Source organism: Frankia sp. CcCS3, assembly GCF_977927575.1.
In genome coordinates this window covers 1-16,278 of the sequence record NZ_CDWRCL010000073.1, presented here as the reverse complement: position 1 = coordinate 16,278, position 16,278 = coordinate 1, and the positions used below count along the sequence as shown (strand labels likewise).

The 16,278-nt window shown below is 70.3% G+C and carries 15 protein-coding genes; 6 read left to right on the top strand and 9 right to left on the bottom strand.

The annotated features are described in order from the left end of the window. Positions 1–151: 151 nt before the first annotated feature. The 3 genes from AC08OQ_RS09045 to AC08OQ_RS09035 all read right to left on the bottom strand — a co-directional run bounded on the left by AC08OQ_RS09045 (position 152) and on the right by AC08OQ_RS09035 (position 6,875). On the bottom strand, positions 152–1,681 hold the full coding sequence (locus AC08OQ_RS09045; protein ID WP_476601701.1) for a class I SAM-dependent DNA methyltransferase: 1,530 nt from the start codon (positions 1,679–1,681) through the stop codon (positions 152–154). Beyond that, positions 1,678–2,751, bottom strand: coding sequence for a restriction endonuclease subunit S (locus AC08OQ_RS09040; RefSeq protein ID WP_476611982.1), 1,074 nt, complete (start codon positions 2,749–2,751; stop codon positions 1,678–1,680). The genes AC08OQ_RS09045 and AC08OQ_RS09040 overlap by 4 nt, the downstream gene beginning before the upstream one ends. 485 nt (positions 2,752–3,236) lie before the next feature. Next, positions 3,237–6,875, bottom strand: coding sequence for a DEAD/DEAH box helicase family protein (locus tag AC08OQ_RS09035; RefSeq protein ID WP_476611981.1), 3,639 nt, complete (start codon positions 6,873–6,875; stop codon positions 3,237–3,239). A gap of 179 nt (positions 6,876–7,054) precedes the next feature. Here AC08OQ_RS09035 and AC08OQ_RS09030 point away from each other — a divergent pair, with 179 nt between their 5' ends. Beyond that, a complete protein-coding gene (locus AC08OQ_RS09030) occupies positions 7,055–7,999 on the top strand; it encodes a hypothetical protein (protein ID WP_476605009.1) in 945 nt (314 codons plus the stop codon). Between the two features lie 7 nt (positions 8,000–8,006). Here AC08OQ_RS09030 and AC08OQ_RS09025 read toward each other — a convergent pair whose 3' ends face one another. The 3 genes from AC08OQ_RS09025 to AC08OQ_RS09015 all read right to left on the bottom strand — a co-directional run bounded on the left by AC08OQ_RS09025 (position 8,007) and on the right by AC08OQ_RS09015 (position 11,006). Next, positions 8,007–9,143: a bifunctional RNase H/acid phosphatase gene (locus AC08OQ_RS09025; RefSeq protein ID WP_476601526.1), complete on the bottom strand. Its 1,137-nt coding sequence runs from the start codon at positions 9,141–9,143 to the stop codon at positions 8,007–8,009. Between the two features lie 50 nt (positions 9,144–9,193). After that, on the bottom strand, positions 9,194–9,937 hold the full coding sequence (locus AC08OQ_RS09020; RefSeq protein ID WP_476601525.1) for a zinc ribbon domain-containing protein: 744 nt from the start codon (positions 9,935–9,937) through the stop codon (positions 9,194–9,196). Positions 9,938–10,067: 130 nt separating this feature from the next. Next, on the bottom strand, positions 10,068–11,006 hold the full coding sequence (locus AC08OQ_RS09015; RefSeq protein ID WP_476601524.1) for a Nif3-like dinuclear metal center hexameric protein: 939 nt from the start codon (positions 11,004–11,006) through the stop codon (positions 10,068–10,070). Positions 11,007–11,166: 160 nt separating this feature from the next. Here AC08OQ_RS09015 and AC08OQ_RS09010 point away from each other — a divergent pair, with 160 nt between their 5' ends. Both AC08OQ_RS09010 and AC08OQ_RS09005 read left to right on the top strand, forming a co-directional pair. Next, positions 11,167–11,370 (top strand): hypothetical protein, encoded by a 204-nt coding sequence (locus AC08OQ_RS09010; protein WP_462187649.1) that lies wholly within the window; start codon positions 11,167–11,169, stop codon positions 11,368–11,370. 396 nt (positions 11,371–11,766) lie between these two features. Further along, entirely contained in the window at positions 11,767–12,114 is a 348-nt protein-coding gene (locus AC08OQ_RS09005) for a hypothetical protein (RefSeq protein WP_476601523.1), read from the top strand. Between the two features lie 52 nt (positions 12,115–12,166). On the opposite strand, the gene AC08OQ_RS09000 is transcribed toward AC08OQ_RS09005, so the two are convergent. Next, a complete protein-coding gene (locus AC08OQ_RS09000; RefSeq protein ID WP_476601522.1) occupies positions 12,167–12,538 on the bottom strand; it encodes a hypothetical protein in 372 nt (123 codons plus the stop codon). Between the two features lie 458 nt (positions 12,539–12,996). Here AC08OQ_RS09000 and AC08OQ_RS08995 point away from each other — a divergent pair, with 458 nt between their 5' ends. Continuing rightward, positions 12,997–13,989: a DUF8189 domain-containing protein gene (locus AC08OQ_RS08995; RefSeq protein ID WP_476601521.1), complete on the top strand. Its 993-nt coding sequence runs from the start codon at positions 12,997–12,999 to the stop codon at positions 13,987–13,989. 14 nt (positions 13,990–14,003) lie between these two features. Here the strand turns inward: AC08OQ_RS08995 and AC08OQ_RS08990 are convergent, their stop codons facing one another. Then, the gene (locus AC08OQ_RS08990; RefSeq protein WP_476601520.1) at positions 14,004–14,384 is read right to left on the bottom strand and encodes a hypothetical protein; all 381 of its coding nucleotides are present in this window, start codon (positions 14,382–14,384) and stop codon (positions 14,004–14,006) included. 282 nt (positions 14,385–14,666) lie between these two features. Between AC08OQ_RS08990 and AC08OQ_RS08985 the strand changes: the two genes are divergently transcribed. Beyond that, a complete protein-coding gene (locus AC08OQ_RS08985; RefSeq protein WP_476601519.1) occupies positions 14,667–15,341 on the top strand; it encodes an LON peptidase substrate-binding domain-containing protein in 675 nt (224 codons plus the stop codon). 64 nt (positions 15,342–15,405) lie between these two features. Here AC08OQ_RS08985 and AC08OQ_RS08980 read toward each other — a convergent pair whose 3' ends face one another. Then, the gene (locus tag AC08OQ_RS08980) at positions 15,406–16,110 is read right to left on the bottom strand and encodes a hypothetical protein (protein WP_476601518.1); all 705 of its coding nucleotides are present in this window, start codon (positions 16,108–16,110) and stop codon (positions 15,406–15,408) included. Between AC08OQ_RS08980 and AC08OQ_RS08975 the strand changes: the two genes are divergently transcribed. Next, positions 16,109–16,267, top strand: coding sequence for a hypothetical protein (locus tag AC08OQ_RS08975; protein ID WP_476611980.1), 159 nt, complete (start codon positions 16,109–16,111; stop codon positions 16,265–16,267). The genes AC08OQ_RS08980 and AC08OQ_RS08975 overlap by 2 nt on opposite strands. The last annotated feature ends 11 nt before the right edge of the window (positions 16,268–16,278 follow it).

Sequence of the window (16,278 nt, the reverse complement as noted above, 5' to 3'; positions counted from 1 at the left end):
CGGCCAGCCCCGGGACGTACTTACCAAACAGACCCTAGGCTGCGGTGTAGGGCTGCGTCCAGACGTGGTGGACTAAACGTCCGTGTCGAACCCGCGACGCGGACCACGGGATGGGGTCGCGGCGCGTCAGGCCCTTTCACACCGCAAGGTCTCAGTCGGACGAGGCGGCATCGTCCGGTGTAGCGGTGGCGTCGGCGGAGCGGTTGGCCGCGAGGGCATCTGCGATGGCGGAGAACTCGACCAGGGCGGCCTGGAGCTCCTCAACGATCTCACGGGCGATGACGTCGGGAGGTAGCAGGCTGTCGGCGTCGTCAAGGCTGGGGTCGCGCAGCCAGGTGATGTCGAGGTTCGCCTTGTCCCGAGCGGCCAGCTCATCGTAGTCGAACGGGCGGAACCGCTCGGACTCGGTGCGGGTGCCGCGCGGTTCCCCCGGCCGGTAGCAGGCGACGAAGTCGCCGAGGTGCTCGCGGCGCAGCGGATTCTGCTTCAACGTGAAGTGCTGGCCGACCCGCAGGTCGTACACCCACAGGGTCGCCGTCCACGGCGTGCCCGGCCGAGCCCGGCGCCTGTCGAAGAACAGCACGTTCGCCTTGACCCCGCCGGCGTAGAAGATACCGGTGGGCAGCCGCAGCAGGGTGTGGACGTCGTATTCCGCCAGCAGCCGGCGGCGGACCGTTTCCCCCGCCCCGCCCTCGAACAGCACGTTGTCGGGCACGACGACGGCGGCCCGGCCGTCCACGTCCAGCGACGACGCGATGTGCTGGACGAAGTTGAGCTGCTTGTTCGTGGTCGTCGTCCAGAAGTCCTGCCGGCTGTACGCAATATCGTCCCGGCCAGCGCGGCCGTCCTCACCGATCACGGTGATTGAGGACTTCTTGCCGAACGGCGGGTTGGCGAGGATCATCGTCGGATTCCCGCCGTACCGGCCGGCGAGCGCGTCCCCGACGTCGATGAGGGTGTTGCCGTTGGGGTGGCCGATGCCGTGCAGCAGCATGTTCATCGCGGCGAGCCGGGCGGTGCCGTCTACCAGCTCCATACCCCGGATCTTTCCGCGGCTGAAGCCGGCGCGCTGCTCCGGCGACAGCGTGGCGCCATGATGGCGCTGGATGTAGTCGGCGGCGGCCAGCAGGAAGCCGCCGGTGCCGCAGGCAGGATCGAAGACCGTGTCGTCCGGACCCGGCTGGAGGCAGTCGACCATGGCCGCGGTCAGTGCGCGGGGAGTGAAGTACTGGCCGGCGCCGGACTTGATATCCTCGGCGCTCTTGGCCAGCAGCTCCTCATAGGCGTCACCCTTCACGTCGACACCGGTCGACGACCACTCCTCCTTCTCAATCAGATCGACGATAAGCCGCTTGAGCTTCGCCGGATCCTGGATGCGGTTCTGCGCCTTGCGGAAGATCACGCCGAGCATGCCCGCCTCCTTGGCGAGATCCTCCAAGGTGTGTCGGTACGCGGTCCCCAGGTCGTCGCCGTCGTAGTCGAGCAGCTTCTGCCACCGGTCCGCGACTGGCCGCAGGGCTACGTCCGGGTTGAAGCTCCGGTAAGCCCGCTCGTGCGCCATCTTCAGGAACAGCAGGTAGGTCAACTGCTCGACGTAGTCGATGGTGGAGACGCCGTCATCGCGCAGCACGTCGCAGTAGTTCCACAGCTTCGCGACGAGCTGCCGTGCCTTCGCGCTCACCCCAGCACATCCTTGTCGTTATCGATGGCAACATCGTCGAGCGGCAGCATCGGCGCGGACACGACGGAGGCCCACTCTCCCATCGGCCGGGACGCGGTCCCCACCGCCGCCGCAGACTGCCCCTCCTGCGCCGGAAGCTTGCGTGGCCGCCGCCTCGGCGCCTTCACCGCACCCGCCCGCTCCGCCCGGATCCGCTCCAACAACACCGACGCCGACTCATCCGCCGGATCCTGCGCCACCAGCCGCCCCGTGAATGCCTCCGCCAACAACGCCTTCCGTAGCACGGTAGCCTTCGCGAGACCTCCACGCACCAGACGCTCGCCGGTGTCCAGGACACTCAGCCATTCTTCGGCTGCGCTGACCAGATCAGCCTGTGCTTCTACCGGGGGAATCGGAACGGGAAGCCGCTTGATCTGGGACAAGCTGATCGAGGCGAGGTTGACGCTCTGCCGACCATTTTTCTCGCACCAGCCCTGACCGAACTCGTTGGCATGCCAAGCGAGCAGCTTCGGATGCAGAATTCCGTCATACAGACGAACTCGAAATACATGGTTCTGGTGAATACATCCGTCGATCTGCCCGTCCCACACCCACCCACGTCCAAGCTTATCGCGGTCCCCACCTTCGTTCAGAAGAACATCGCCCGGCTGAAGAGTGAGCGCACGAGCCTTGGCTGCGGGCACCCGGATCGTCGATATCTTCGCAAGATCCAGATAACCTCGCTGCACATTCGCCACACGCAGGTACGGAACCTCAGGAAGGTCCGGGTCGGATTTCTTCTTGCCGTCCTTGGTCACCCCACCCACCACGTCGGCGATCTCTCCAAGACGGCACCAGTGCCACTCCAGTGGAATCCCCGGAACATCACCGTCTACCGACACTCGATCATGAAGAAATGTGACACGTGGCGCGTCGGCCCACCGACCAACCCTGCCGAAGCACACCGCCGACAGCAACGAACTTCGCAGATGATCAATTCGCAATAACGTACGTTCCAACCCGCCTACGCCTTGCCTGATTCTCTCAAGCGACCCTTCGAGGACTGCGACAATGCGGCGCTGCTCGACCAACGGAGGCACCGGGAGAGGTACACGTCGCAGCTCCCCGAGGCCAAGACGAGGTCGACCGACTCCCCTGATCTTGGACGCCGAATATCTTCGAGACTGCGGTGAGGTCAGGGCATGAAGCAGCCAACTCGGTTCGATGGAAGGGTGGGGCCGAACCCGAATACAATCGGCCTTCACGACAGCTGGTACTCCGAGATCCGGAACAATACATGCCCGAGGGAGTTCCCCACCCAGCGAGGCAGCAACGAGGTCACCCGCGTGCACTTCGTGCGCACGCAACTCCTCGAAATGATCGAGGTCTATATAAGCCTTGTCGCTGTCGTTGAAAGCACCGTCACCAATGTTCTGAAGGCGAATCACTCTGGCACCCGACGAAGTGTAGTGGCGCGAAGCCAGGTTCGACCCAAAAGGCCCGTCGGTGATGGCTCTGGGTTCTACCGCCAGCAGGTCTTCCAGACAGGCCCATTCCCAGCCGGGGGGGAGGTCGGTCATGCGGTGAGGCCGGCGCGGAGGGTGTCGAGGACGGTGCTGGCGCGGTCATTACCGAAGGCGGCCAGGAAACCGTCCGTTCCGCCGCGTTGAGTGAACGGCCACTCGTCCAAGTCGCCGTCAGCGAAGCCCGCCGCACTCACCACGATCTCCTTGATCTTCTCCAGCCACCACGTCTGGTCGCGGGTGAACGTGACGCCGACGTGCCGCTGCGCGGCGAGCCAGGCGGTGAACCGCTCCTCGACGACGGTCCGGTGGGGTCGCGGCTGGACGTCAACGCCCAGCTCATAGCGGATCAGCCCGATCAGATCCAATGGTCCGTAATTTACCTCCGGCTCCTCCGGCGCCAGCCCCAGCACCCGGTACGACCGCCACAGCGTAGTCGGCGACCACAGGTACGGTGGTCGGGCGATCCGCGCCGCCAGCTCGATCACCTGGGCGTACACTGGCCGCGGCCCGCCGCCGTGCTCGTAGGACGCCTCGATCAGAGCGATCTCGTCGTGGTGCTCGCGGAGGAACGCCCGCCAGGAGGTGACCTGATCGCGCGCCAGCTCGGTCCGGTCGACGCCCCCGGCGGAGAGCAGGACGTCCGCGTTCACCTCGTCGATGGTGATCTCGTGGGCGCGGCGGATCTCCAGCATGCGGGCGCGTAGGGCGGGATTGGCCGCCAGCGGGCGCACCGCCGCCTTCACCAGCTCGCGGATAGCGGCCGGGCCGGCGGCCTCGGCGTCGGCCAGCCGGTCCGGGTCGGCGGCCTGGATCAGGCTGCCGATCACGGACGTCAGCGGCGTCTGCGCGAGGGCCTCCAGCTCGGTACGTTCCTCGGCGGTGAGCTGCTGGTTGAGCCGGGCGAGCCGGGAGGCGAGTGTCGCCGTTTCCGCTGCGGTGATCTCCAGGCTGCCGGCCTTGCGCAGCAACGCCTCCAGGCTGATCTGCCGTTCGGTATGCCGGGTCAGTGGGGCCGCGTCCACCCGCTTCGTGTCGACGACGCCGATCGCGTCGACCAGTACGAACCGGTCCTTGGTGCGCACGTCCGGGGTGACGCTCTGGAACTCGGTCGGGTCGATCGTCCGCGCGCCGCGCCCCTTCATCTGCTCGAAGGCGACCGGGCTCTTCGGGTTGCGCAGGAACAGCAGGCATTCCAGCGGACGCACATCCGTCCCGGTGGAGATCATGTCGACGGTGACGACGACGCGGAGCTCCGCCGAGTTCCGGAACGAGGCCAGCAGCTCCTCGGTGTTCCGTACCGAGTAGGTGATTTTCGCGGCGAAGTCGTTGCCCCGGTTGAAGACCTCCCGGATCCTGCGGACGATCTCGCCAGCGTGGTTGTCGTCGCGGGCGAACACCAGCGTCTTCGGCACCTCGGTGCGGCCCGGGAAGATCTCGGTGAACAGCCTGTCCCGGAACGTCGTGAGCACCAGGTCGAGGTTTCCCTCGCTGATGACGGATCGGCCGAGCTGGTTCGGGCCGTAGCTGAAGTCGTCGTCCAGCTCCTCGTACCGCTGCGCCCGGGTCCGCCGGTCACGGCGCGGCACGGTGATGCCGGCCTCGATGGTGTCGCCCCGCTCGCCATGCTTCGTGCGGATGCGGTAGACGTCGAAGTCGACGTTGACCTTGTCCGCCACCGCCTGCTGGTTGGTGTACTCGCTTACCAGGTTCCGCTGGAAGTACCCCAGCGTCTGCTTCGTCGGAGTCGCGGTGAGCCCGACCTGGAAGGCCTCGAAGTACTCCAGCACCGCCCGCCATTTCCCGTAGATGGAACGGTGACACTCGTCGATGATGATGAGGTCGAAACTCTCCGGCGGCAGGTCGGCGTTGTAGGACACGGCGGCCGGCTCGGCGTCCTCGTCGCCCATCTCCGCCGGGCCGTCGTCGAGGTCCGGGTCGTCGGTGTCGGCATCCGGCACGCTGCGGCCCGACAGCACCGCGTACAGCCGCTGGACCGTCGAGATAACCACCTGCCAGGAGTCGGCCATCCCCGAGCCGGCGAGGATCTCGGCGTTGTACAGGTCGGTGAACCGGCGGCCGTCATCCGGGATCGGGTAGCCGGAGAACTCGGTGCGCGCCTGCCGGCCCAGGTTGTTGCGGTCCACCAGGAACAGGACGTGGCGGGCCCGCGCGTGGCGCAGCAGCCGGCAGCTCGCGGTCACGGCCGCGTACGTCTTTCCCGCACCGGTCGCCATCTGGATCAGCGCCCGCGGCCGGCCGGCGGCGAGCGAACGTTCCAGCCCGGTCACCGCGTCGACCTGCGCCGGCCGCAGCGACCCGGTGGCCAGCGGAAACGCCGCCGGCATCGCGGCGAGCCTGGCCCGCAGGGTCGGGTACGCCGGGTCCTCGTCGGCCTCCCGCATCCATCGGGCCAGTGTCGCCGGCTGATGGAAGGAGAAGACCCGCCGGGCTCTCGGTGCGGGGTCGAGGTCGTTGGTGAACTGGGTCTCCACCGCCGTTGTCTCGTACCGGAACGGCAGCGGGGCACGCCAGGCGGCCATCCGCTGCTCCTTCGTCAACGTCTCCGCGTATCGGGCGGACTGGCTCTCTACCTGGGTGAGCGGCGTCCCCTCCCGCTTCGCCTCGATCACACCGACCAGCGTCTGGTTGACGTACAGCAAGTAGTCGGCCGGACCGGAGGCCGTGCGCCCCTCACGCACCGCCACCCCGTCGGCGGCGAACAGGTTCAGCGCGGAGACGTCCTGCACGACCCATCCGGCCGCCCACAGCATCCGGTCGACCTCGGCCCGGACCTGGACCTCCGTGCGCGGCTCGCGGGCCGCCACCCTGGCCCGTTGGATGAACGCCTCACGCTCGTCCGCCGTCGTCCGCCGCTCACGGCCGCCCACCCCGGATACCCGCACGCCGGTCTGCGGGGACAGCACCTCACGCACCGACATCGCGTCGGCGTCGGCGTCGAACACCATCCCCTCGACCGCACCACCGACCTGCGCATCGGACCGGTCCGCGGAAGAGACCACCGTGAGCGTCGAGATCCGCCCATGGAGATCCACAACGGTGGAATGCAGCGCCTGCATCTCCGCCTGAGCGTGGGCGAGTGCCTGCTCGGCCTCCGCCCGGGCGGTCCGCTCCGCCGCCAGCCGGTCATGGCTGCCGTCGAGGCGGAGCCCCGTCTCAGCCAGGCGATCCCGGTAGGCGGCGAGCTCCTCGCGCAGCCGGCGTAGCTCGGTCGCCTCCGCGGCAGACGGCGCCGCCGACGCCGCCGACGGGTCCGGGGCGGCCGGCGGGACGAAGGCAAACACCGTCCGGTCGCCGGTGAGAAAGCGGTGGAACCACACCCCCAGCTCGAAGCAGTGACCCACCATCGTGAGCGCCACCCGGACCTCACCGAAATGGCCGTGCACCGCCTCGTTGCCCGTGCGGCGAACAGCGTCGAACGCCCGCTTGATGCGAGGCTCCAGCAGACCGGCCCTGGCCAACGCGTTGACCCGGTCCACCTGGTGGTTTCCACGGGCCCGCGTTCCGGTCTCGGCAACCATCCGCTCGGCCAACGCCTCGCCGAACTGGCGCGCCTTCATCAGGGACGTGTTCGGATCGGGGTAGATGTACGACTCGGCGCTCGCCCCGAACAGGACGAGCAGCGGCTCGTGGTCGAGCAGGAAGCCGAAGTTCCGCGACGCCCGCGCCAACCTCACAATCTGTGCGCGCAACGCGCCGTCCACCACGCCCCCCACGCGTCCGAGTCGCGAAACCGGCTCCGGAACGAGGCCAGCCGCCTACCATAACGTACATCTCATCCATCAGGGGACAAGTCTTCTTACTGATCGTTTCTAGCCATGATGTGGCGACACTGCTACGGTAGGTGGCAATGTCGATCGAACGGCCGGATGCGAGCATCGATGCACCGGCCGCTCCCGGGAGACCGGGGGCCGGGCCGAGCCAGGCCGAGGTGAAGGCGCGGCTGCTCGACCGGCTCACATCATCGGAGGCAGACTCCCCCGTTTCCGCCGACGACACCGAATCCGATGGCTTGGCATCCGCAGGCTCGGCCCCTGAAGGCTCGGCGCGGCCGGAGACGGAACGTTCCAGGATCGACGCCAAGCTGGACGCGCTCGATCGACGGAACACCTCGGGTGATCGTGCCCCGTGGCCGGCCGACCGTCGGTCGGCAGAGGACCCGCGGTCCACCGATCCTTCGCCGGTGGAACGCAAGCTCGCGCTGCTCGACCGCGGGCCCGGCGGTGAGATGGACGCGGCCAGGAAGCAGGATCGGCCGGCCGGACCGGAGAAGCTGGGGTGGCGGCTCACGAGGATCTGGCGGGAAAGCCTCCGGACTCGAGATGGACGCGCCTTCTTCGAGCAGTCCGACACGGACATGCGGAGGACCGCGATGGCCGCCGAGCCGGTCCCGGGAACCTACACAGCCGACCTGCATGGCGACCCGTCGGGATTCCGGGTCGGCAAGGTCGCGCTCGACGCCCGGCAGCTCAGCGCGCTCATCCGCGCCGACGAGAACTGGCGCGGCCGACCGGTGCGGCTGCTGTCCTGCGAGACCGGGCAGGGCGACAACCCCGTGGCCCAGAAGGTCGCGGACGAACTCGGGGTCGCGGTGACGGCACCGACCGAGCTGGCCTGGGCCGACGACCGCGGTAACGTGTGGACGACCTCGAGACGCCGTGACGAGTTCGGCGTCCTGGAGGAGACCATTCCATACGACGGCGCCTGGGGGGAATGGGTCTGGGACGCATCCATCGCCTACTATCTCGAGGAGCACGATCTTCCGCCGGAGCCGGCCCCGCCTCAACCCGCCTGAGCTGCCCCTACTCGCCGTAGATCGTCTGGCCCGTCATGTGATGGGTGTCGTTGAACCCGCGTAGCACCGCCGGGCCGTCGGAGTACCAGTCGATGGTCGTCATCGACACCAGATCCAGGTGGAGGCGGTAGAGCACGGCCGGTTCCGCCGCCAGCGCCAGCTGGGCCAACCCCTTGATCGGCGTGACGTGTGAGACGACGAGGACCCGCCCGCCCGGCTGCTCGGCGAGCAGCCGGTCACGCACCCTCGCCACCCGGGCCACGGTGGCGATCAGGCTCTCCCCGCCGGGCGGCGGGACGTGCGGGTCGGCGAGCCAGGCATTGAGCTCGTCGGGGAACTTCTCACGCACCTCGGCGAAGGTCAGCCCCTCCCAGGCGCCGAAGTCGGTCTCCCGCAGATCGTCGACGACGACATAGTCGCGGCCGAGGGCCTCGGCGGTCTGCCGGGCCCGCTTCAGCGGCGAACTGACGACGAGATCGAACGGCTCGTCGCGCAGCCGGTTCGCCACGGCCGCGGCCTGGCCGAGCCCGACGTCGGTCAGGGCCGCTTCGACCGTCCCGCTGAACCGCTTCTCCACCGAGAGCGGGGTCTGCCCGTGACGCAGCAACACGGTCGTCGTCGGTGGTGCGGGCGGCGCCATCCAGCCGGAGAGCCGGTTTGTCGTCGGCGCGCGGTGCGGGACCGGGTCCGGGGACTGCGGGACCGCGGGTTCCCAGGGCCGCCCGGCGGCGGCGGCGTCCATCGCCTCGTTCGCGAGCCGATCGGCGTCGGCGTTGCGCGCGCGGGGCACCCACTGGAAACGGACCGCGGGGAACCGGGCGGCGAGTTCCGTCGCCTCAACCACCAGCGGCCGCATCGCCGGATGCTTGACCTTCCACCGGCCGCTCATCTGCTCGACAACGAGCTTGGAGTCCATCCGAACCTCCACCTCGGCGTCCGGGGCGATCTCAGCGGCGGCCCGCAGCCCGGCGATCAGCCCGGAGTACTCGGCGACGTTGTTCGTGGCGCGCCCGATCGAGTCCGCGCGCTCGGCCAGCAGCTTCCCCGAGCCGGCGTCGCGGACCACGGCTCCGTAGCCCGCCGGGCCCGGGTTGCCCCGCGACCCGCCGTCGGCCTCGATGACCAGCCTGCGCACGGTGCCCATCTACATGCTCCCCTCGTCTGACCCCGAGGCGGGCGGTCCCGCCGACGGTGCTACAGCCCCGATTCGGGGGTACGGACCAGGATGCGCCGGCACTCCTCGCAGCGCACCACCTCATCTGCCGGCGCCGCCGCCACGGCGCGCAGGTCGCCGCCCGACAGCTCGAGATGACAACCCTGGCAGCGGCGGCGCAGCAGGGCCGCGGCGCCCACTCCGCTGGAGGACGCCCGGATCCGCTCGTACAGCGCGACCAGCGCCTCGGGCAGCTCCGGGACGAGAGCGTCGCGGTCGTGGCGCAGCCGCGCCACCTCGACGTCGATCTCGGCGTAAGCCTTGTCCCGCGCGGCCACCGCCGCGTCGAGCTCGGCCTGCAGGGCCGATCGCTGCTGGGACAACGCGGAGAGCCGGCTCTCCAAGCCCTCGACGATCTCCATCTTCTCGAGCGCGTCGTCCTCGAGCACGCCCTGACGGCGGGTCAGCGAGGCGAGCTCCGCTTGCAGGTTCTCCAGCTCACGCGGCGTCGAGACGGCGCCGGAATCAAGCCGCTGGGAGTCACGGGCCGAACGGGTCCGCACGAGGTCGATCTCATTCTCCAGCTTGCGCTGGGCACGCGCGACGTCGCTCAGCTCGGTCTGCACCCCGACGACCTCACCGTCCAACGAGGTCAGCGCGGCGGTGCGCTCGGTGATGACGGCGTGCTCCGGCAGACCGCGTCGGCGGGCCACCGACCGGTCGATACCGGTGTCGAGCGCCTGCAGATCGAGCAGGCGGAGCTGAACTGCTGGGTCGGCCTTCATCGATTCCTCACTGGTACGCCTGAACGACTACACCTGGCCGACCAGGCCGGGGCGACCAGGCCCGACCCGACGCGGCGCCCTCCGTGACCCGGGCCTCGCGTGACCCGGGCCTGCGCGCCGCCGGCACCGCCTACCGGGACGGAACGTGCACCCGCCAGGGATCGGTCACGATAGCGGATACCGACGTGCTCACCGTACGTCCCCCCGCCCGCAGACCGGCGCGCAGGCGGGTGGCGGCCTGGCTCAGCCACGGCCATTCACTCGCCCAGTGGGCGACGTCGACCACCACGACCCCGTGCGCACCGACGGCGTCGAGGACGTGGTGATGCCGGCCGTCCGCGGTGACGAGGACGTCCGCTCCCGCGGCCTCGGCGGCGGCGACCAGTTCTCCCCCCGAGCCGCCGCACACCGCGATCCGCCGGACGAGCCGGTCCGCGGTACCCGTCGCCCGGACCCCGCCCGCCGTCGCCGGCAGCGCCCGGACGACCCGGGCACAGAACCGTTCCAGGGACTCGGCCGCGGGCAGGTCACCGATCCGGCCGAGGCCCCGGCACACGCTCGCCCCGCCGGCACCGCCCTCATCACCGGCACCGCCCTCATCACCGACACCGCCCTCGTCGGCCCCGGCGTCCGCCGGAGCGGGCAGCGGGGCCGGGCCGGGCAGCAGTCCCGGGCCGAGCAGCGGGGCGACGTCGCGCAACCCCAGGGCGTCGGCAAGCGCGTCACTCACGCCCGGCGCGGCGACATCGGCGTTCGTGTGCACGGTGTACAGGGCGACGCCGGCCCGGATCAGGGTGGCCACGACCCGCCCGCCCGGACCGGTCTCGGCGACGCCGTGCATTCCCCGCAGGACCAGCGGGTGGTGGGTGACGAGCAGCTGAGCTCCCACCGTGGCGGCCTCGGCCGCCACCTCTGGGGCCGGATCCACCGCAAACAGGACGGCCGAGACCGGCGCGTCCGGATCACCCACCGCCAGTCCCACCGCGTCCCAGGACTCGGCCCAGGACGGGGGGAAGAAACGCTCAAGCACGGCCACACAGTCACGCACTGTCGCCGACGGAAAGGTCACCACCGTGACCCTACCCGCTTCGTCGCAGCAACCTGCCAGCCGGTCACACTGCCCGGTGCCGCGCCCGGGCGCCGCGCGGGCGGTCGCCCCAGCCCCGTAACGTCACCGGTGGCAACACGCCCGCAATGTGCTGGCGAGCCGCGAGGAAAGGGCAGTCGTCATGGCGGACGTTTCAGTGCGATTCCAGGTGGCGGGGGATGCCGAGATCGTGCTGAACCTCGCGACCCCGCAGGCTGTCCGGCTGGTGGAAGCCATCATGCGCAAGGTGGCCGAGGCCATGGGCGTGCCGGAACGGCCCGCCGTCGGGGCCATGTGGCCCGACGTGCCATCGGCGCAGGCACCGTTCGCTCCGGACCGGCGCTGAGCCGCTGAGCCACCGAGCCACGCGGGCGGTCGCCCGTCACCGGCGGCCGCCGGTGACGGGCAGCCGCCGGAGCCGATATCCGACTGGGCGCCGCCCAGTCGGTGGATCCGTGGCGCCACTGTCCGGCCGATGGACGCCCGCCGCCGGCTATGTTGGCGCAATCCCTTCGGACAAAGGGGACGTAATGAAGTAACAAATACGTGATCGAGAGCATCATCGCAGGTCACAGGCCTGTGGAGGGTTCGAAACGCGCAAGTTATTTCATTTCAACTCCAAAGCAGGCGAAGGTACCAGATCGGCACTCTGCGCGCTTGTTTTCGCAAAAGCCGGCGCAGCAAAGCCGCAACACGATACAACTCCGCACAGCCATCCCCACCGAAAGGAAAATGATCAAGTATGGCGGGGGACGTACCGGCCGACGAACACGCGCTCATCATCTCGGCCGGCGGGGAAACGGGCCGAGCACTCCGTGCGGCGTTCGCGGCGATCGCAGCCACCGGCGCATCCTCGGATGACGGGGTCGACCAGACCGCCGAGAGCGACGGCTCGCCAACCGATCCCACCCTGGCCAACGAACGACAGCCGCTGCACCGCTACGGCAGGGTCCACGTGCTGGGCCAGCCTCGGGACATCTCCACGGCGACGGCGACGGCGGAACGCGCCGCCGCCCGGCTGGCAGCGACGGTCCTCCCCCCCCCGCGGACGGCAGCGTCGTGTCGACCACCGGGGTGTCGCCCGGCCTGAGCCGCGCCGAGACGCTCGGGCTAGACGCCTTCCGTCTGCGGACCAGCGCCGCCTACCGGCATCTCAAGCAGGAACGTCCCCGCGACGGCCGGCCGTGGGACATGGACCGGCCCTGCACCGACATCCCGCCGCCCCGGGGCAGCTCGCCTGATCCGGACCGGCCGGCCCCGCATGCCCAGACGACACCGCATGCCCAGGCGAACGGGCGGGCCGAGGCCCAGAGCCCGACCGCCGCGCCCGCGGACACCCGGACCGCCGCGCAGACCACCCAGGCGCCCTCCCCCACCAGCGCGGCGCTGGAGGGATCGGTGGCCGTCGGGCTGATCCTCGTGGAAGGGCCGACCACCGCACTGCAACTGACCGCCGCGGAACGCACCAAGATCGTGGCCGAGGTGCAGAACGGGTTGTCCTGGTACGCGACCACGAACCCGGCGGCCGACCTGACCTTCCACTACGACATCCAGATCGTGCGGCTGCCCGTCCCAGCGGACCCGAACGCGCCCGACCTCGAGGCGCTGTGGCGTGACCCCACCATGAGCCGGCTCGGCCACGCGGCCAGCTTCGACGGCGTCTACGACTACGTCGACGCGCTCCGGGCCCGGCTCGGCACCCGGTCCGCCTACTGCGCGTTCTTCACCAAGTATCCGCTGGGATACTTCGCGTACTCCTCGGTGGGTGGTCCCCGGCTCGTGATGTCCTGCGACAACGACGGCTGGGGACCGGACAATATCGACCGGGTCTTCACCCACGAGACCGGCCACATCTTCGGCGCTCCGGACGAGTACGCGGGCGCCCAGTGCGACTGCGGCGGTCGGTGGGGGGGCGTTCCACGCCCCAAACGGCAACTGCGACGCCTGCGCGCCCGCGCCCGTCGACTGCCTGATGCGCTCGAACAGTTTCGCGCTGTGCCGCTACACCCCCAGCCACCTCGGCTGGGGCCACGGAGTGAGCGGCAACCCGGCGCTCGTCCAGACCAGGGGGCTCGGCCGGATCAGCAACTTCGACGCCGTCGTCCCCTCGGCCTTCGCCGGGCTGACCCACGTCTGGCGGGACAACGACGCGGCCGGCTTCCCCTGGATGGCCCCATGGCAGACGGCCCAGGAGCTCGGCCGGATCGATGCCGTCACCATGATCCAGAGCACCCTGGCCAGGCCGGGACCCCTCGAGATCGCCGTCCGGGCCGGCTCGGCGCTGTACTTCCTGTGGCGGGACTCCACCGGTGCCTTCGCCTGGCACCCGCCGACCCGCCTCGCCCAGGGCGTGGGGGGCGTTCCGTCGCTGGTGCAGAGCCGGCTGGGCAGCAAGGGCAACTTCGAACTACTCGTGCCCGCCGCGGACGTCGGCATCCTGCACCTGTGGCGCAACCATGACATCCACGGATTTCCGTGGAGCACTCCGAAGCTGTTCGGCGCGAACCTCGGGCGCGTCGACGCCGTCAGCCTCATCCACGGCACGCTGGGCGGCGGCAACGGGATGTTGGAAGCGGTCGCCCGGGTCGGCAACCGGCTCGTGCACCTCACCCGCGACAACAGGGCGGTCTGGCGCACCGGCCCCGTCTTCGCCGAGGGCGTGACGGGCAATCCGGTGCTCATCCAGAACGCCTTCCCCGACGGCTCCCGCAACTTCGAGGTGGTCGTCCCCGCCGCGGGCCGGGGACTCATCCACTTCTACCGGAACAACGGCGCGCCATCCCCGGTCTGGAGCGGACCGCGGCCGTTCGCGCCGGAGCTGGGCCGGGTGGATGCCGTCTCGATGATCCAGAGCAACTTCGACGGGCATCTGGAGGTGCTCGCCCGCGTCGGCGACCGGCTCCACATGGTCTGGCGTTCGTCGGGCCCCGGTGCGAGATGGTCGGTCCCCCGGCGCGTGTTCTGAGCCGCCGCGCGGGGTCATCCGGCCGGCGGCGCCCCGGGTGGCCGGTCGGGCGGGAGGTACCCCGGCGTGTCCCAGGGCTCACCACCCGCGGGATCGCGGTGCTTGGCACCCCTCCGCGCCAGCCAGCCGTCGACGAACAGGCTCTCGGCGGCGGTGAGGGACTCCCGCAGCGCCGGGGGAACCTGATCGACGAAGACCCCGCACACCCCGGACAGGGCAGCCACCTCCGGCGCCCGCGAGGGGGGCAGCGCCACGAGAGCCAGCCGGGGGCGCAGGGCCGAGGTCACGGTGCCGAGGACGGCCAGTTCGGCCAGTGGATCGGCACCCGTGCCGGTCGAGAAGCCCCGGTCCGGCCGGTGGAAGACGACCAGCAGCTCCGGCTCGGTTTTCCACACCGGGCCATTCTCCCGCGAACGAACCCGGATGGAAGGCCCCCAGGCACCGGCGGCCCACCGTCCGGGCTCCCAGCCCACCGCCCGAACCCGCGCCCGAACCCGCGCCCGGTGAGAATCACAGTCCTTCCTGGATGGACACCGTGGCTACCGGGGGACAGAGTTGGGACAAACGTCCGACTCCTGGTCGTGGACCCGCCCCGGGCGGTCCTCGCCCGACCGCCACCGGCCGCTTCCGGTCCCGTCCGGGGCCGGAGAGGGCAGGACAGGAAGAAGGCACCGCAGTTGAGCGAGCGGCTTCCTCTGTTTCCGCTCGGGACGGTCCTGCTCCCCGGGCTGGTCCTACCCCTGGAGATCTTCGAGGAACGGTACCGGATCTTGGTGCGGGAACTGCTCGAGCAGCCCGCTGACCAGGTCCGACGGTTCGGAGTGATCGCCATCCGGCGAGGCCGGGAGGTGGGTCCGGCCCTGCCGGCGATCCACGACGTGGGCTGCACCGCCGTGCTGCGGGGCGTCCAGGAGCACTCCGACGGGCGGTTCTCGCTCATCACGGTGGGCGGTGACCGGTTCCGGATCCGCACGGTGGACCGGCACAGCGAGCCCTACCTCGTCGGGGACGTCGATTACCTGCCGGAGGACGTCGGCGACACCGACGACACCGACGACACCGTTCCGGCGGTCCAGCGTCTGCTCCGAACCTACGCCGACCGGCTCGCCGCCACCGGCACCGTGCAGATCTCGCTGCCGGACCTCCCCGACGACCCGATCGCCCTTTCGTACGTGATCGCCGCCGCCGCCGTCACCGACGTCACCGAACGTCAGGGGCTGCTCGCCGCGCCGGACGCGGCCAGCCGACTGCGGGCCGAACGGGCGCTGCTCCGCCGGGAGATCGGCCTCCTGGAAAAGATCACCACCATCGGATCGAGCGAGTTGCGCCGAGTCGATCCCAGCCCGAACTGACCGTTACCCGAACTGGCCCCGGGCCGAACCGTGGGACGTTCGCCCCGTCCGGGGGGATCGACGCTCAGTCCCCAGCCCCAGCCCCGTAGCCGGGCGCGGTCGGACCCCGCCTGTCCTCGGCGGCGTCCGACCGGGCCCGCGAGGTCACCCACAGCCCGACGAGGAGCATGACCAGGGCGGTCACCGGCATGACGAAGTAGAGCCCGCCCGCGCGGACCTTCATGTCCACCAGGTCGGTGAGCAGCGGAGAGGCGTCCTTCGGCAGCGCGTGCAGCAGCTGGGGCGAGCGCCGCAGGTGGCCGATCCAGCCGGCGATCAGCGAGCCGCCGATGCCGCCCGCGGCGAGCCCGACCGGGACCGGCCATCCCGCGTCCCGGACCCGCCAGCACGCCACGGCACCGCCGATCACACCGGCGACCGCGCAGATCTGGGCGAACCGGACGTCGATGTCGCTCTGGACTGTGAACGCCGATTCATGCCCGCCCAACGCCGCGGCGAGATCCAGGTGCGGCGCGGTCGCGGCCCAGAGCAGGCCGAGCGGGAAGCCGGCGAGCGCCATCGCCGCCGCGCAGATCAGGCCAGCGACGGCTGCCGGACGAGCACCGAACGCCCGGCCCGGGCTCCGCCCGGGCGGCGCCGGCTCACCGGCCGCGGGGACGGCAATCGCCGGATCGAGGGTCGGCTGACCAGGGTGGTGCGGCCTGTCCCCGGGTGGGACGGACAGCGCGGCCGGCTCGACTCCGCGGATGTCCGACGACCGCTCCGTCATGACGCGCTTCCTGCCACTGGCTGTCTGTCTCCTCGTCCCCGGCCTACCAGCGTCCCCGGCCTACCAGCGCATCGTCGCCGACCGGCCGCAGGCCGTTGACCCTACCGCGCCGGGCGGTCCCGCAGTGGTCCTGCTACTACGCCGGATCTGTCGCTGATCTTGTGATCG